The sequence below is a fragment of the Streptomyces sp. CA-142005 genome (assembly GCF_050942335.1).
Lineage (GTDB): Bacteria > Actinomycetota > Actinomycetes > Streptomycetales > Streptomycetaceae > Streptomyces.
This window is the reverse complement of record NZ_CP192078.1, coordinates 3,857,612-3,873,389: the sequence shown is the minus strand read 5'-3', so window position 1 is coordinate 3,873,389 and position 15,778 is coordinate 3,857,612. Positions and strand designations below refer to the sequence as shown.

Sequence of the window (15,778 nt, the reverse complement as noted above, 5' to 3'; positions counted from 1 at the left end):
GCGTTGACCAACGGACGTTGACCAACAATCGTTGGCACCCAGGAGGCCACCATGACCGGCACCACTGGCAACAACGGCACCCGCACCCACGACGTCACCGGCGCCACCGGAACCGTCATCGTCGTCGGCTCCGGTCCCGCCGGCCTGCTTCTCGCCGGCGACCTCGCCACCGCCGGCGTCCCGGTCACCGTCCTCGAAAAGCGCCCCCACAAAACCAGCAACCTCTCCCGCGCCTTCGTCCTGCACGCCCGCACCCTCGAACAGCTCGACGCCCGCGCCCTCGCCGACGACCTCGAAAAGGTCGGCCGGCCCCTCGACCGCCTCCGCCTCTTCGGCCGGCTCACCGTCGACCTGGCCGCCCTCCCCTCCCGGTTCAACCACCTCCTCGTCCTGCCGCAGTACGAGGTCGAGAAGGTCCTGGAGCGCCGGGCGGTCGAGGCGGGCGTCGACTTCCGGTACGAGACCGAGCTGACCGGGCTCACGCAGGACGCCGACGGGGTGAGCGTGCAGGCGCGCGGGCCCGAGGGGCGTACGCAGACGCTGCGGGCGGCGTACGTCGTCGGCACCGACGGCATGCGCAGCGCCGTACGGGACGCGATCGGGCTGCCCTTCCCGGGCAGGTCGGTGATCCGGTCCGTGGTCCTCGCCGACGTCCGGCTCGCCGAGGAGCCGCCGACCCTGCTCACCGTGAACGCCGTCGGCGACGCCTTCGCCTTCCTCGCGCCGTTCGGCGACGGCTACTACCGGGTGATCGGCTGGCACCGCGGCCGCAACGTCCCCGACACCGAGCCGCTGGACCTGGCGGAGATCCAGGAGATCACCCGGCTCGCCCTCGGCCGGGACTTCGGGATGCACGACGCCCGCTGGATGTCCCGCTTCCACAGCGACGAACGGCAGGCGCCCGCCTACCGGGTCGGCCGGGTCTTCCTCGCCGGCGACGCCGCGCACGTGCACACCCCGGCCGGCGGCCAGGGCATGAACACCGGACTCCAGGACGCGGCCAACCTGAGCTGGAAGCTCGCCGCGGTCGTCACCGGACACGCGGACCCCGCACTGCTCGACACCTACCAGGCCGAGCGGCACCCCGTGGGCAGGTCGGTGCTGCGCAGCAGCGGCGGGATCGTCCGCCTCGCCATGGCCAAGCGCCCCTGGACCCTCGCGGCCCGCGCCGCGCTCACCACGTTCCTGAACGCCGTCGGCCCCGCCCGGCGCAAGGTCGCCGGCCAGGTCACCGGCGTCGGCTACCGCTACCCGGCCCCGCGCGGCGCCCACCGCCTCACCGGCACCCGGGTCCCGGACGTCGCCCTGGCCGGCGGCGACCGGCTCTACGAGGCCCTGCGCGGCGGCCGGTTCGTGCTGATCACCCCGGAGCCGTACGAGGCGGGGCCCGGCCGCGCGGGCCGGCTGACCGTGGCGCACTGGGCGAGCGGCCGCCGGACGACCGTGCTGGTCCGACCCGACGGATACGCGGCCTGGGCCGCCGAGTCGGCCGGCGCGGCGGACATCGAGGCGGCGGTCGCCACCCACGTCGGCGGCTAGACCGCCGCTCAGTGCGGCGCCTCCAGCGTCCCCGCGAGCAACTCCCTGAGCAGGTCGGCCAGTTGGCCGACCTGCTCGTCGTCGAGGAGCGCCAGGGCCTCCGTCTGGACCGCGAGGCCCGCGCCGACCGCCCGGTCGATGACGTCCAGCCCCTTCTCGGTCAGCGTCACCTGAAGGCCCCGGCGGTCGTGCGGATCGGGGGAGCGGCGCAGCAGGCCGGCCTTCTCCAGCTTGTCGAGGCGCCCGGTCATCCCGCCGGTGGTGAGCATGAGGGTGGCCGACAGCTGGCGCGGCGAGAGGGTGTACGGCTCGCCGGTCCGGCGCAGGGTCGCGAGCACGTCGAACTCGCCGCGTGAGATGCCGTAGGGCTGGTACGCCTTCTCCATGCGGTCGCCCATGGTGCGCGAGAGGCGGTAGATCCGCCCGAAGACCTCCATCGCCCTGGAGTCGAGGTCGGGCCGCACGGCCGCCCACTGGTCGATGATCGCGTCGACGGGATCCCTGCGCTGCTGCCGGCCTTCGTCCATGTGCCGAGTATCACCCGCACGATGATCACCCGCAAGAAAGTAGCTTGCAAGAAAGTTGCTTAGCGCTAAGCTACTTCCTGCCAAGCTAACTTTTCGAGGGGGCGGCACATGACAACGCCGAAGGCAAGGCGCAGAGAGCGCGCAGCGGACGAGCGCGTCCCCGGCGAGTGGACCCTGCCCGTCACCGCGGCCGTCAACGGCATCGGCACCGGCATGTACGTGCCGTTCACGCTGGTCTTCTTCCACGCCGTCACCGGGCTGTCGTTCACGGTCGTGGGCGCCGTGCTCACCGCCACCGGCCTCGCGGGCATCGCCGTACTCCCGCTCGCCGGCGCGGCGGTGGACCGGTACGGCGCGAAGCGGGTGCAGTGCGCGCTGTACGGCGTCCGGGTCGCCGGGTTCGTCCTCTACCCCTTCGCCCACTCCCTCCCCGCCTTCGCGGCCGTCGCCCTGGTCACGGCCGCCGCCGACCGGGCCTTCCCGGCGGCCCAGCAGTCCCTGATCGGCGAGGTGGCGCGCGGGGCGGGGCAGGACCGGCTGCAGGCGTCCACGCGCGCCCTGCAGAACGCCGGCAACGGGGCCGGTGCGCTGCTGGCCACGCTGGTCGTCTCCCTCGCGGGCAGCGCCGGTTACACGTACGCGGCCTGGGGCAACGCCCTCTCCTTCGCGCTCGCGGCGCTGCTCCTGCGGCCCCTGCGGCAGGTGCGGCAGGTGCGGCGGGGGCGTGCGGCGGGTGCTGCGGCCCCGGTCGCGCGCCGGGCGGGCGCCGGCTACCGGCTCGTCCTCGCCGACCGGCCCTTCCTGGTCGTCACCGGCGTCAACTTCCTGAACGCACTGAGCTATTCGGCCCTGTCGGTGCTCTTCCCGCTGTTCATGGTGGAGTGGCTGCACGGGCCCTCGGTGCTCACCGGCGCCGCGTTCACCCTCAACACCGTGCTGTGCGCGGTCGCCGGGATCGGGGTCGGCGCGCGGGTCCGCGGGGCCGGGGCCCGGCGCACCCGGGCGGCGGCGCTGGGCGGCGCCCTGTTCGCGACCGCCTTCGCCGCGCAGATCGTGCTCGGCACCGTACGGCCGGGCTCGGCCACGGTCCTGGGCGGGGCCCTGGTCGCCGTGGTCGTCGTCTACACCCTCGGCGAGCTGATCCACAGCCCCGCCGCCCAGGTGCTCGCGGTGGCGGCGGCGCCCGAAGCGGTGCGCGGCCGGTACCTGGCGGCGTACCAGATGTCCTGGTCGCTGGCGAAGGCCGTGGCGCCCTCCCTGTTCACGGCCCTGCTGGCCCTGGACGGCCGGGCGCCGTGGGCCGTCCTCGTCCTCACCTCGGCCATCGCCGCGGCCCTCCTGATCCGGACGGAACCCCGGCTGCCGGCCCAGGCGGTACGGCCGCTGCCGACGACGGTGGCCCGCGGTCATGCCCCCGCCCCCGCACCCGCCCCCGTCCTCACGCGTCCCGAAGGGAACCGGTCGTGAAGCGATCCCTGACCGTCCCGCTCACCGCGCTCGCCCCGGTCTCCTGGGGCACCACCTACGCCGTCACCACCGTGCTCCTCCCACCGGACCGGCCCCTGTTCACGGCTCTCCTGCGGGCCCTGCCCGCCGGACTGCTCCTGCTGGCACTGACCCGGGTGCTGCCGCGGGGCGGCTGGTGGTGGCGGTCGGCGGTGCTCGGCGCGCTGAACATCGGCGCCTTCTTCCCGCTGCTGTTCGTGTCGGCGTACCGGCTGCCCGGCGGTATGGCCGCCGTCGTCGGCTCGGTCCAGCCGCTGTTCGTCGTCGGCCTCTCGGCGCTGCTGCTCGGCCAGCGCCCGGCCCCGCGCACGCTCGTCACCGGTGCCGTGGCGGCGCTCGGCGTCAGCCTCGTCGTGCTCCAGGGGACCGGAACCCTCGATGCCGTGGGCGTCCTCGCGGCCGTCGCCGCCACCGCCTCCATGGCCGCCGGTACGGTGCTGACCAAGCGGTGGGGCCGTCCGGACGGCGTCGGTCCGCTGGCGCTCACCGGCTGGCAGCTCACCGCGGGCGGCCTGCTCATCGCGCCGCTCGCCGTCCTGGCGGAGGGCGCCCCGCCGGCCCTGGACGCCCGAGCCGTGGGCGGCTATGTCTACCTGGCCCTGGCCAACACTGCGGTGGCGTACTGGCTCTGGTTCCGCGGCATCGGCCGGCTCACCGCCACCCAGGTGGCCTTCCTCGGCCCGCTCTCCCCGCTCACCGCGGCCGTCGTCGGCTGGGCGGCGCTCGGCCAGGCGCTCACACCGGCGCAGGTGGCGGGCATGGCGCTGGCGTTCGGCGCGACGCTGGCGGGACAGCTCGGCGGAGGCCGAGGGCGATCGTTCAGTTCACCTGAAAAGAATGCTCAGAAAGTTTCGATGGACCGGATGGATCCGGCGCTGCGACGGTAGGGACACGGACCCACCACCGCCGAAAGGAGCCCCGTGGCCGCCGTCCTGCCCAGGACCACCACTTCCGCCGCATCCGCCACCCCACCCGCCCGCAGGGCCGCCGCCCCCGCGGCCGGTCTCGCCCTCGCCGCCCTCGCCACCCTCGTCTGGTCCGGCAGCTTCGTCACCTCGCGCGGCCTGCACGACAGCGTCCCGCCCGTCCAGCACGCCTTCTGGCGCTGGGTCGTCGCACTCCTGGCCGTGGCCCCCTTCGGCGCCCGCCGGGCCTGGCGGCAGCGGACCCTGATCCGGCGGCACGCCCGCCATGTCCTCCTCGCCTCCCTCCTCGGCGTGGCCACCTACAACACCCTCGTCAACCAGGCCGGACTGACCACCCCGGCCGCCACCATGGGCCTGATCATGGCCGCCGCGCCGGTGCTCATGGCGGTGTTCGAACGGCTGGGCGGCGTACGGCTCGGCGCCCGGCGGACCACCGGGCTGCTCATCGCCTGCGCGGGTGTGGCACTGCTCGTCGGCGGCGGCGCGCGCCTGACCTCCGGCAGTCTGTGGATGATCGCGGCCGCCTGCTGCTTCGCCGGCTACAGCGCGCTGCTGCGCCGCAAGCCCGCCGAACTCGACGGCACCGGCTTCCTGTTCACCACGTTCCTGACCGGCACGGTCCTCCTCCTGCCCGTGCAGACGGTGAGCGTGGCCGTGCAGGGCTCCTTCCACCCCACGCCCGCCACCGTCCTGCCCCTCCTCTACGTCGGCGTCGCCTCCTCCGCGGTCGCCTTCTTCGCCTGGAACAAGGCCATCGCCCTGATCGGCGCGACCCGCGCGGGCCTCGTCTACCACCTCCAGCCGGTCTGCGTCGCCGTGCTCTCCTGGGCCCTGCTCGGCGAGACGACAGGGCCGCCGCAACTGCTGTCGATGGCGCTGATCCTGGGCGGGGTCGTCCTGGGCGCGGGGCCACGCCGTTGACGTGTAGCTTTCCCGGCATGGCCGAGTGGGACATCCGGAAGCTGCAGATCCTGCGCACCCTGCGCGAGCGCGGCACCGTCACCGCGACGGCCGAGGCCCTGCACATGACCCCCTCCGCCGTCTCCCAGCAGCTCACCAACCTCGCCCGGCAGCTCGGCGTGCCCCTGCTGGAGGCGCAGGGCCGCCGGGTACGGCTCACCGACGCGGCCCGTCTGGTGCTGGCCCACACCGAGCCGGTCTTCGAGCAACTGGAGCGCACGGAAGCGGCGTTGGCGGCATACACCCAGGGGGAGGCCGGGGAGGTCAGGGTCGGCGCGTTCCCGACGTCCGTCCCCGCCCTGGTCGTACCGGCCGTACGCGCCCTGCGGGACACGCACCCCGGGGTGAGCGTCCGGGTGCGGGAGGCGGAGGCCGCCGAGGCGTACGACCTCCTGGCCGCAGGGGAGGTGGACCTCGCCCTGTCCCTCGCGGCCGAGGCCCCGAGCGCGGCCGACCCCCGCTTCACCCAGGTCCCCCTGCTGGCCGACCCGTTGGACGTGGCCCTGCCCCCGGACCACCCTCTCGCCCGCGCGGACTCGCTGAACCTGACCGACCTGGCCGCGGACCCCTGGATCTTCGGCGGCAGCGGCCCCTGGTCGGACATCACCCGCCGCGCCTGCGAGGCCGCCGGCTTCAGCCCCCACCAGGGCCATTCGGCCTCCGGCTGGACCGCGATCCTCGCCATGGTGGAGGCGGGCATGGGCGTTGCCCTGGTCCCCCGCATGGCCGCGGGCCGCCGCGACGGGGTGGTCATGCGGGACCTCGGGGCGGACGGCCCGGTCCGGCATGTCACGGCGGCGGTGCGCAGGGGCGGTGAGACGAGGCGGGCGGTGAACCGGGTGCTGGACGCACTGCTGGCCGCTGCCGCCTGCGGTGGTCACTGCGGAGGCCTCACCCGGTAGATACACTCCGCCGGTGTCGAATCGAACGGTAGCGGCCGGAGCAGGTCTCGCGCGGGTCCTGGCGCACTGCGGGGGCAGTCCCGCGGCAGCCGTCGACCATCTGGTGGGTGCCATCGCCACCGCGCCCGAGGACCCCGAGCCCTATGCGGTGCTGGAGGAGCTGTGGCGGGACCGGCGGCCGGAGCTGGCCGAAGTCGTCGAAGGGGCCGACTCCCTGAGGGCGGTCCTGGCGCGGTCGTACGTCAGCTTCCTCGACGGGGCCATGGACGACGCGGTGCTCGCGCTCGGGTCGGTCACCGGTGTGCGGCCCGACATCGCGTGGGCCGGTGCCCCCTGGTTCGGCGATGAGCGGTTCCTCGACGCGGTGAGCGCCGAAGCGCTGGCCGAGGCCGCGATGCGGACCATGGACTACGGCCGCGATCTGGACACCGAGAGCATGCGGGAACGGTTCCGGCCGTGGTTCCGGGCCATCGACACGGTCGCCGCCCGCGAGCCGCTGCCGGAGGCGCTCGCCAAGATGGCGATCCTGCTGCGGGCATGCGGTCGTACCGACGCGTCGTTCGCCCTCTGCGACCTGGCGGACTCCGTGGAGCCGGTCATGATGACGGCGGTGGTGCGCGCCGGTACGTGGCGCAAGCTGGGGGACGCCGGACAGACCGTGGCGGCGTTCGAGCGCGCCCTCGCCCTGGACCCGGCCAACTGGTCGCTGTATCTCGACCTGGCCGACGTGCGTGCCGAGCAGGGCGACTTCGCCGAGGCGGTCCGGCTGACCGGTCAGGGGATGACGCATGACCCGGGCGAGCCCATCCTGCGCGCGGCCGGGGCCGCCTACCGGGCCCGGCTCACCGGCTCGCCGTCCGACCTGGGCGAACTCATCGAGCTGGCGCCCAGCCTGCCGAACGACTCGTACCGGGACCTGCTGATCGACCACGCCTGTGCCGGCCCCGGCCTGCCCGCCGAGCTCGTGGCCGCGGCCCGCCGCTTCCGGAACGGCTGAGGCCGGCTGCAACGGCTGAGGCCGGCTGCCCGGCCCGTCAGCCCCGCCGCACCTCGTACAGGAAGCACCCGTACTCCACCGCCCGCACATGCACCACCGCCACCTCAGGGTCGGCGAAGGCCTCGGTGAGGGCGGACGGGAAGGCGTCGTCCGTCAGGCGGCCGCCCAGGATCCGGCCCTCGGCCGAGTAGCGGCGGAGCACGCGAGGGGCGTTCGTGAAGGGCAGGGCGGCGTCGGGCGACGGGCCCGGGCAGTCCTCGGCGTGGATGAAGACCGGGCCCTGCTCGTCGTACGCGCCCGGCTCGGCTCCCGTCTCGGCCGCCCAGCGGCGCAGCGGCGCGTACGACACCAGGGCGATCCGTTCGCCCGGCTCGCTGCGGCGCAGACAGCAGCGCAGCGGGGCGCCGCCCTCCTCGTCGGTGAAGGGGGCCGGGGGCCGGCCGGCGTCGTCGGTGGTCCGCAGCTCCTGGAGAACCCGGGGCCGGATGGGGCGTGCGGTGTGTGCCGTCGTGGTGTCCGTCGTCGTCATGTCTCCAGCGTCCTGCGGCGACGCCCCGCTCACCGGCGGGAACCGGACATCGCCTTCCCGGCGGGCGGCATGGAAGGATGGCGCAACCCACACATAACGAGGAGATGACCGCGTGCCTGGCACAAACCTGACTCGCGAAGAGGCGCAGCAGCGGGCCGAGCTGCTCACCGTTGACTCGTACGAGATCGATCTCGACCTCTCCGGCGCGCAGGAGGGCGGTACCTACAGGTCCGTGACCACGGTGCGCTTCGACGTGGCCCATGGGGGTACCTCCCGCTCGAGCGAAGCCGAGAGTGGGGGAGGTGCCGAGTCCTTCATCGACCTGGTGGCGCCGGCCGTGCACGAGGTGGTGCTCAACGGCGACCCGCTGAACCCCGCCGAGGTCTTCGAGGACTCGCGGATCGCCCTGCCGGGGCTGCTGGAGGGGCGCAACGTCCTGCGGGTCGTCGCGGACTGCGCCTACACCAACACCGGCGAGGGCCTCCACCGCTTCGTCGACCCGGTCGACGAGCAGGCCTACCTCTACACCCAGTTCGAGGTCCCGGACGCCCGCCGGGTGTTCGCCTCCTTCGAGCAGCCGGACCTGAAGGCCACCTTCCAGTTCACCGTGCGCGCGCCCGAGGGCTGGACGGTCGTCTCGAACTCGCCGACCCCCAAGCCGCAGGACAACGTCTGGACCTTCGAGCCGACCCCGCGCATCTCGACGTACATCACGGCGATCATCGCGGGCCCGTACCACTCGGTGCACAGCGTGTACGAGAAGGACGGGCAGAGCGTGCCGCTGGGCATCTACTGCCGCCCCTCCCTCGCCGAGTTCCTGGACTCGGACGCGATCTTCGAGGTGACCCGGCAGGGCTTCGACTGGTTCCAGGAGAAGTTCGACTACGCCTACCCCTTCGAGAAGTACGACCAGCTGTTCGTGCCCGAGTTCAACGCGGGCGCGATGGAGAACGCGGGCGCCGTCACCATCCGCGACCAGTACGTCTTCCGGTCCAAGGTGACCGACGCGGCGTACGAGGTCCGCGCGGAGACGATCCTGCACGAGCTGGCCCACATGTGGTTCGGCGACCTCGTCACCATGGAGTGGTGGAACGACCTGTGGCTGAACGAGTCGTTCGCCACCTACACCTCCATCGCCTGCCAGGCCGCCGCCCCCGGCTCGAAGTGGCCGCACTCGTGGACCACGTTCGCCAACTCCATGAAGACCTGGGCGTACCGGCAGGACCAGCTGCCGTCCACGCACCCGATCATGGCGGACATCCGCGACCTGGACGACGTGCTCGTCAACTTCGACGGCATCACGTACGCCAAGGGCGCGAGCGTGCTCAAGCAGCTCGTCGCGTACGTCGGCCAGGACGAGTTCTTCAAGGGCGTGCAGGCCTACTTCAAGCGGCACGCGTACGGCAACACCCGCCTGTCCGACCTGCTCGGCGCCCTGGAGGAGACCTCCGGCCGCGACCTGAAGACCTGGTCGAAGAAGTGGCTGGAGACGGCCGGCATCAACGTCCTCCGCCCGGAGATCGCCACGGACGCCGACGGGGTCGTCACCTCCTTCGCCGTCCGCCAGGAGGCCCCCGCCCTGCCCGCCGGCGCCAAGGGCGAGCCGGTCCTGCGCCCGCACCGCATCGCCATCGGCCTGTACGACCTCGACGCCGAATCCGGCAAGCTGGTCCGCACCGAGCGCGTCGAACTGGACGTCGACGGCGAGCTGACGGCCGTACCGCAGCTGACGGGCAAGCGCCGCCCGGCGGTGATCCTGCTCAACGACGACGACCTGTCCTACGCCAAGGTGCGCCTGGACGAGGAGTCCCTGCAGACGGTCACCGAGCACCTCGGCGACTTCGAGCAGTCCCTGCCGCGCGCCCTGTGCTGGGCGTCGGCCTGGGACATGACCCGGGACGCGGAGCTGGCGACCCGCGACTACCTCTCCCTGGTCCTGTCCGGCATCGCCAAGGAGTCGGACATCGGTGTCGTGCAGTCGCTGCACCGCCAGGTGAAGCTGGCCGTCGACCTGTACGCCGACCCGGCGGCCCGCGAGTCCCTGCTGACCCGCTGGACCGACGCCACGCTGGCCCACCTGCGGGCGGCGAAGCCGGGCAGCGACCACCAGCTGGCCTGGGCGCGCGCCTTCGCGGCGACCGCCCGCACCCCGGAGCAGCTGGACCTGCTGGAGGCCCTGCTGGAGGGCACCCAGACCGTCGAGGGCCTGGCCGTGGACACGGAGCTGCGCTGGGCGTTCGTGGAGCGGCTGGCAGCGGTCGGCCGCTTCGACGAGGCGGAGATCGCGGCCGAGTACGAGCGGGACAAGACGGCCGCCGGTGAGCGGCACGCGGCGACGGCTCGCGCCGCCCGCCCGACGGTGGAGGCCAAGGAGGAGGCCTGGGCATCGGTGGTCGACTCCGACAAGCTGCCGAACGCCGTGCAGGAGGCCGTGATCGGCGGCTTCGTCCAGACCGACCAGCGCGAGCTGCTGGCGCCGTACGCGGACCGGTACTTCGAGGTCGTCAAGGGCGTCTGGGACGCGCGGTCGCACGAGATCGCCCAGCAGATCGCCGTCGGCCTGTACCCGGCGGTCCAGGTCTCCGAGGCGACCCTCGCCAAGACCGACACCTGGCTGGCCACGGCCGAGCCGAACGCGGCCCTGCGCCGCCTCGTCTCGGAGTCCCGCTCGGGCGTCGAGCGGGCCCTGAAGGCCCAGGCGGCGGACGCGGCGGCCGGCAAGTAGCACGGCGAAGAGGGGCGCCCGGCCCGCGTGCCGGGCGCCCCTTCGTATCCGCACGGCGTGCCCGCCTCGGGCGCCCTTCCCAGCTCAGCGGGCGACCATCCCGCCGGTGACGTTGGTGAAGGTGCCGGTGATGCCGGCCGCCAGGTCGGAGGCGAGGAAGACGGCGGTGGCGGCGACCTCGGCGAGGGTCGGGTTGCGGCGGGTCATGCGCATCGTCGCGAGGTTGTCGACGATGCCCTGGACGGCGGCCTCGTCGATGGCGGGGTTGACGGCGGACAGCTTCTCGACGGTGAACGTCTCGGGCACCCCGGCCGCCCACAGCCCCACCGCCCGCACCCCGCGCGGACCCAGCTCGATCGCCAGATTCCGGACGAGCGTGTCGATCGCGGCATCGGCCGGTCCCGTGCCGCCCATCATCGGACTGCCGTGCGCGGAGCCGCTGTTGAGGGTGAGGATCACGCCCGAGCCCCGCTCGGCCATGCGGCGCCCGGCGGCACGGGCGGTGATGAAGTTGGCGCGGGCGCCGTTGATCACCGGCCGCAGGAAGTCGTCCACGGGCATCTCGGTGAGCGGGGCACCCTGCACATCGCCGCGGGTGACGAGGTTGAACGAGATGTCGACGTCGCCCACCTGCGCGAGGTGCTCCTCCACCGCCGCCTCGTCGAGGGCGTCCACGACGGCGACCTCGGCTTCCTTGAGGCCGGCGGCCGCCGCCTGAAGCGTCTTGCGGGTGCGGCCGACGAGGTGGACGCGGGCGCCCTGCTCGGCGAAGGCGCGGGCGACCGCACCGCCGATCGAGCCGCCGGCGCCGTAGACGATCGCGGTCTTGTCGGTGAGCAGCATGGTGAACTCCTTCAGAGGTGGTGTCCGTTTCACCGATGCAGACGTACGGCACCCCGAGCGCTCATCGCTCACAGCCGCAGCGGCAGTCCGAACGCCGGGAACAGGTGCGGTTCGAAGGAGGTGATCTCCGCGATGCGGCCCGCGCCGTCGAAGCGGAGCACGTCCAGGACCTGGGCGCGGTAGACGTTGGTACCGGGGCGGCGGACGTAACCCCCGGCCGCGAGCTGCCCGTTGGCGCGGGCGGGCAGGTGGCGCCAGTGGCCGAGGAACACGGGTGACGCCGGGTCGAGGCTCGGACGCAGGAAGGCGAGCAGGGCCTCGCGGCCGGTGAACCAGAACGGGTTGGGCGGCATCGTCAGCGTGACGTCCTCGGCCAGCAGCTCGGCCATCGCGTCGAAGTCGAGCCGCTCGGCGGCCGTCATGTAGCGCTGGAGCGCGGCCCGCTCGGCGTCCGTGGGCGGGGTGGCCGTCCAGTCCGTGCGGCTCGCGGGCAGATGCTCGCGCAGGGCCGGACGGGCGCGTTGCAGCGCGCTGTTGACCGAGGCCACGGAGGTGTCGAGGGCCTGCGCGGTCTCGGCGGCGGTGAGTCCGAGCAGGTCGCGCAGGACGAGCGCGGCCCGCTGCCGGGCGGGCAGGTGCTGCAGCGCGGCCAGCAGGAGCAGCTCGACGGTCTCGCGCGATTCCGCGGCGCTGTCCGGCAGCTCGTCGTCCGGACAGGGCTGCAGCCAGGTGATACGAGCGGGCGGCTCGCCGGTGCCGTGGTCCATGCCGGGCAGCGGCTCATAGGTCTGCGGGCGGCGGGCGGTACGGCGCTGGAAGTCCAGGCAGGCGTTGGTCGCGATGCGGTACAGCCAGGTACGGGCGCTCGCCCGGCCCTGGTACCCGTCCCGCGCCCGCCAGGCCCGCAGGAACGTCTCCTGGACCAGGTCCTCGGCGTCGTCGTAGGAGCCGGTCATGCGATAGCAGTGGGCGCGGATCTCCCGGCGGTGCGATTCGGTGAGCACGGCGAAGGCGGTCTCGTCGAACGGTGTCCCGTCGTATTCCGTCACGGCGGAGTCGGTGACGGAAACCGTGCCGGCGGGTTCGGCCCCCGGGTTTTGCGTCACGTCGGGCTCCGTGACGGAATGGTCCGCGGTCTCCCGCGCGACGCGGGCGATGCGGCGCAGCCGGGCCACGGAGGCGGACAGTTCGGTCACGCCCGTGTACAGGGCGGAGGCCGGTCTCGGCACCAGCGAGCCCGCCTGCCGGCCGACCGACTCGATCAGCTCCTCCAGGCCCCCGCCGCCGTCCTGCCGCTCCCGGTACGCCTTCTGCCGGCAGGCCGCCGAGCAGTACACCGAGCTACGGCCCCGGCGCCCGGCCCGCGCCGCAAGAGGACCGCCACAGGTCGCGCACGTGTCCACGCACACCTCCCGCTCCGGATCCGGTCCGGTGATCCTCGCGCACCGGGGCCGTATCCGTCAGCCGTCCGTGCGAACTCGGGGCACGCAGGACGGCACAGGGGCGGCCACGTGACCGTGACCGCCCCTGTGCCGTTCGGCCGGGGTTACTTCGCGGACAGCTCCGCCGCCACCAGCTCCGCGATCTGGACGGCGTTCAGCGCGGCGCCCTTGCGGAGGTTGTCGTTGGAGACGAACAGGGCGAGGCCGTTGTCCACCGTCTCGTCGCGGCGGATGCGGCCGACGTACGAGGGGTCCTGGCCGGCCGCCTGCAGCGGGGTCGGGATGTCGGAGAGGGCGACGCCCGGGGCCCCTGCGAGCAGCTCGGTGGCGCGCTCCGGGGAGATCGGGCGGGCGAAGCGGGCGTTGATCTGGAGGGAGTGGCCGGAGAAGACGGGCACGCGCACACAGGTGCCGGAGACCTTCAGCTCGGGGATCTCCAGGATCTTGCGCGACTCGTTGCGCAGCTTCTGCTCCTCGTCGGTCTCGTTCAGACCGTCGTCGACGATGTTGCCCGCGAGCGGGAGCACGTTGAAGGCGATGGTGCGCTTGTAGACGTTCGGCTCGGGGAAGTCGACCGCCCGGCCGTCGTGGGTCAGCTTGTCGGCCTCGTCGGCGACCTTCTGCACCTGGCCGTGCAGCTCGGCCACGCCCGCGAGACCCGAACCGGACACCGCCTGGTACGTGGCGACGACCAGCGCTTCGAGGCCGGCCTCCTCGTGCAGCGGCCTGAGGACCGGCATCGCGGCCATCGTGGTGCAGTTCGGGTTGGCGATGATGCCCTTGGGGCGGTCGGCGACCGCGTGCGGGTTCACCTCGGACACGACCAGGGGTACGTCGGGGTCCCTGCGCCAGGCGGAGGAGTTGTCGATCACGACGGCGCCCTGGGAGGCGACCTTCTCGGCCAGCGCCTTGGAGGTCGCGCCGCCCGCGGAGAAGAGCACGATGTCCAGGCCGGTGTAGTCGGCGGTCGCCGCGTCCTCCACCGTCACCCCGTCCAGGACGGTGCCGGCCGAGCGCGCCGAGGCGAAGAGGCGCAGCTGCGTCACCGGGAAGTTCCGCTCCGTGAGGATCCTGCGCATGACCGTGCCGACCTGACCGGTGGCTCCGACGATTCCGACCCTCACAGTGACTCCCTCTTTGTGTCTCGTGCATGACCGGGGCTTTTCCATCATGCGGCCGACCCCGGTCCACCTGTCCAATTCTTTGCGCGGCGTGCCCGAGGAGTGGGACACGATCACCCGGCGGGCGGTTCCATACCTCCGTCGAACACCCCGCTGAGCTGGAGAAATTCCCTCCGGCTCGGGTCCGGGCCGCAAGCTGTGCCGTCCCGTGCCTGCCCGCGCGGTTCCCGGCCATACGACGATGTGACGTACGCCTCTGCGACCGCAGGAAACCGGTCCGAACGTTTCGGCCCGCTGCCGCGTCGTAGGGGCAGACGCGTGAGGGGGTGGCTTGTGCTGCGCGGAGGGGCGCGCCGCGACCAGGGGGCGTACGCCGCCGGTACGGACCGTGGGGACCGTACCGGCGACGACCCGCTGGACGCGGCACAGGAACGCCGGGTGCGGGCGGTGCTCGCGCTCGGCGGGGTGCCGCAGTCGGACCTGCCGGACGGGGTGCAGCAGGTCCGGCTGCGGCTGCTGGAGCGGACCGCGAGCGGGCGGGAGGCGCCGCGGGACGTGTCGGCGTGGGCGGCGGTGGTCGCCTCCAACCTCGCCATGGACTGGCACCGGGCCAAGCGGCGCCAGGAGCGGCTGGGGGAGCGGCTGGCCGCGCTGCGCGAGCCCGCGCACCCCTCCGGCGAGGAGACCAGCCTGCTCTCCCTCGCCGTCGCCCAGGGCCTGGACGGCCTGCCCGCCGCGCAGCGGCAGGTACTCGTCCTGCGCTTCTTCGCCGACCTGTCCGTCCGGGCCATCGCCGAGGAGCTGGACATCCCCGAGGGCACGGTCAAGAGCAGGCTGCACACGGCGGTCCGCGCCCTGCGCGACCGCCTGCACGAGGACGAGGTGGTGTGACGTGACCGCCGGACACACAGGCGCGGGGGAGTACGGCGGCATGGACGCGCTGATGGCCGCCGTCACCGGGGAGCCGCTGCCCGAGGAGGCCCGCCGGGACCCCGGCTTCCTCGCCGAGCACCGGGCCGCCGAGGCCGACGTCGCGGTGCTGAAGGAGCAGCTGACCTGGCTCGCGGAGGCATTGACCGGGGAGCGGGCGAACGGGGGCGAGACGGAGCCCGGGGAGAGTCCCCGGCCGGTGCCGCGGGCTCGCGGGGTCACCCGGCCGGTGCGCGCCGGGCGCCGCCCTCCGCGGCCCCCGCGCCCGGGCCGGCCCACCGGGCCCCGCCGGGCGCTGCGGGTCGCGTTCGGGGTGCTCGCGGGCGCCACGGCCTTCGCGCTGGTCGCCGGGTTCGGCTGGATGGTGTCGCACACCGGTGCCTCGGACGACAACAGCGCGAGCGCCGCGGACAAGAAGGCGGGTGATGCCGGGGCCAAGGTCTCCGGGGACGGCGGGCGCCCGGCCGACCCGGAACTCGACCTGGCCTGCTCCCGGCTGGTCGTGGAGGGAACCGTGGCCAAGGTGGAGCCGCAAGGGCAGTCCCCCTGGAGCCGGATCACGCTGAAGGTGATCCGCTCCTACAAGCCGGCGCACGGACCGGCCGAGGTCGGCTTCCTGCTCGACAGCGCCGCCGAACCGGCCCCGCGCACGGGCCAGCACGTCCTCGTCCGGGTCGGCGTGGGACAGCGGAACGCGAGCCTGTGGGCCGTCGGCGACACCCGCGTCGCGGTCAGCCGCGCCTGGATCACCGAGGCGCTGCCCGCGTCCCGGCACACGGCCTGCCCCACCGAGGAGGCGCCCGCCGGCAAGCCGTGAGGGGCGGGTGTCCC

General features: G+C 73.6%; 14 protein-coding genes. 9 read left to right on the top strand and 5 right to left on the bottom strand.

Going from position 1 to position 15,778, the window contains the following annotated elements; genetic code table 11:
* The first annotated feature begins 51 nt into the window (after positions 1-51).
* Positions 52-1,539, top strand: coding sequence for an FAD-dependent monooxygenase (locus ACQPXS_RS18235; RefSeq protein WP_433450381.1), 1,488 nt, complete (start codon positions 52-54; stop codon positions 1,537-1,539).
* Between the two features lie 8 nt (positions 1,540-1,547).
* Here the strand turns inward: ACQPXS_RS18235 and ACQPXS_RS18230 are convergent, their stop codons facing one another.
* Entirely contained in the window at positions 1,548-2,066 is a 519-nt protein-coding gene (locus ACQPXS_RS18230) for a MarR family winged helix-turn-helix transcriptional regulator (RefSeq protein ID WP_351797650.1), read from the bottom strand.
* A gap of 108 nt (positions 2,067-2,174) precedes the next feature.
* On the opposite strand from ACQPXS_RS18230, the gene ACQPXS_RS18225 reads away from it, so the two are divergent.
* The 5 genes from ACQPXS_RS18225 to ACQPXS_RS18205 are packed head-to-tail and all read left to right on the top strand — an operon-like array spanning position 2,175 to position 7,357.
* On the top strand, positions 2,175-3,533 hold the full coding sequence (locus tag ACQPXS_RS18225) for an MFS transporter (RefSeq protein ID WP_433450380.1): 1,359 nt from the start codon (positions 2,175-2,177) through the stop codon (positions 3,531-3,533).
* Positions 3,530-4,459 (top strand): EamA family transporter, encoded by a 930-nt coding sequence (locus ACQPXS_RS18220; protein WP_433450379.1) that lies wholly within the window; start codon positions 3,530-3,532, stop codon positions 4,457-4,459. The genes ACQPXS_RS18225 and ACQPXS_RS18220 overlap by 4 nt, the downstream gene beginning before the upstream one ends.
* Before the next feature lie 33 nt (positions 4,460-4,492).
* Entirely contained in the window at positions 4,493-5,419 is a 927-nt protein-coding gene (locus ACQPXS_RS18215; RefSeq protein ID WP_433450377.1) for a DMT family transporter, read from the top strand.
* A gap of 17 nt (positions 5,420-5,436) precedes the next feature.
* Complete coding sequence (locus ACQPXS_RS18210; RefSeq protein ID WP_433450376.1) at positions 5,437-6,360, top strand: LysR family transcriptional regulator; 924 nt, start codon at positions 5,437-5,439, stop codon at positions 6,358-6,360.
* A 13-nt stretch (positions 6,361-6,373) separates the two neighbouring features.
* Positions 6,374-7,357, top strand: coding sequence for a tetratricopeptide repeat protein (locus tag ACQPXS_RS18205; RefSeq protein WP_433450375.1), 984 nt, complete (start codon positions 6,374-6,376; stop codon positions 7,355-7,357).
* Between the two features lie 37 nt (positions 7,358-7,394).
* On the opposite strand, the gene ACQPXS_RS18200 is transcribed toward ACQPXS_RS18205, so the two are convergent.
* Positions 7,395-7,886 carry a DUF1203 domain-containing protein gene (locus ACQPXS_RS18200; RefSeq protein ID WP_351797658.1) on the bottom strand — a complete coding sequence of 164 codons (492 nt, stop codon included), beginning with the start codon at positions 7,884-7,886 and terminating at the stop codon, positions 7,395-7,397.
* Positions 7,887-7,998: 112 nt separating this feature from the next.
* Between ACQPXS_RS18200 and pepN the strand changes: the two genes are divergently transcribed.
* Complete coding sequence (pepN, locus tag ACQPXS_RS18195; RefSeq protein WP_433450374.1) at positions 7,999-10,611, top strand: aminopeptidase N; 2,613 nt, start codon at positions 7,999-8,001, stop codon at positions 10,609-10,611.
* Between the two features lie 84 nt (positions 10,612-10,695).
* On the opposite strand, the gene ACQPXS_RS18190 is transcribed toward pepN, so the two are convergent.
* From ACQPXS_RS18190 to ACQPXS_RS18180, 3 genes are all read right to left on the bottom strand, one after another.
* Complete coding sequence (locus tag ACQPXS_RS18190) at positions 10,696-11,454, bottom strand: SDR family NAD(P)-dependent oxidoreductase (protein ID WP_433450372.1); 759 nt, start codon at positions 11,452-11,454, stop codon at positions 10,696-10,698.
* Positions 11,455-11,522: 68 nt separating this feature from the next.
* Positions 11,523-12,863 carry an RNA polymerase subunit sigma-70 gene (locus ACQPXS_RS18185; RefSeq protein ID WP_433450371.1) on the bottom strand — a complete coding sequence of 447 codons (1,341 nt, stop codon included), beginning with the start codon at positions 12,861-12,863 and terminating at the stop codon, positions 11,523-11,525.
* Positions 12,864-13,000: 137 nt separating this feature from the next.
* On the bottom strand, positions 13,001-14,020 hold the full coding sequence (locus ACQPXS_RS18180) for an aspartate-semialdehyde dehydrogenase (RefSeq protein WP_365323678.1): 1,020 nt from the start codon (positions 14,018-14,020) through the stop codon (positions 13,001-13,003).
* Between the two features lie 330 nt (positions 14,021-14,350).
* On the opposite strand from ACQPXS_RS18180, the gene ACQPXS_RS18175 reads away from it, so the two are divergent.
* Positions 14,351-14,908 (top strand): RNA polymerase sigma factor, encoded by a 558-nt coding sequence (locus ACQPXS_RS18175; protein ID WP_351798642.1) that lies wholly within the window; start codon positions 14,351-14,353, stop codon positions 14,906-14,908.
* A gap of 1 nt (position 14,909) precedes the next feature.
* Positions 14,910-15,764: a hypothetical protein gene (locus ACQPXS_RS18170; RefSeq protein ID WP_433450370.1), complete on the top strand. Its 855-nt coding sequence runs from the start codon at positions 14,910-14,912 to the stop codon at positions 15,762-15,764.
* Positions 15,765-15,778: the final 14 nt, after the last annotated feature.

Coding starts and splice junctions, on each gene's coding strand:
- ACQPXS_RS18230 (WP_351797650.1), bottom strand. CDS start 2,066: ATGGACGAAGGCCGGCAGCAGCGCAGGGATCCCGTCGACGCGATCATC.
- ACQPXS_RS18200 (WP_351797658.1), bottom strand. CDS start 7,886: ATGACGACGACGGACACCACGACGGCACACACCGCACGCCCCATCCGG.
- ACQPXS_RS18210 (WP_433450376.1), top strand. CDS start 5,437: ATGGCCGAGTGGGACATCCGGAAGCTGCAGATCCTGCGCACCCTGCGC.
- ACQPXS_RS18190 (WP_433450372.1), bottom strand. CDS start 11,454: ATGCTGCTCACCGACAAGACCGCGATCGTCTACGGCGCCGGCGGCTCG.
- ACQPXS_RS18235 (WP_433450381.1), top strand. CDS start 52: ATGACCGGCACCACTGGCAACAACGGCACCCGCACCCACGACGTCACC.
- ACQPXS_RS18225 (WP_433450380.1), top strand. CDS start 2,175: ATGACAACGCCGAAGGCAAGGCGCAGAGAGCGCGCAGCGGACGAGCGC.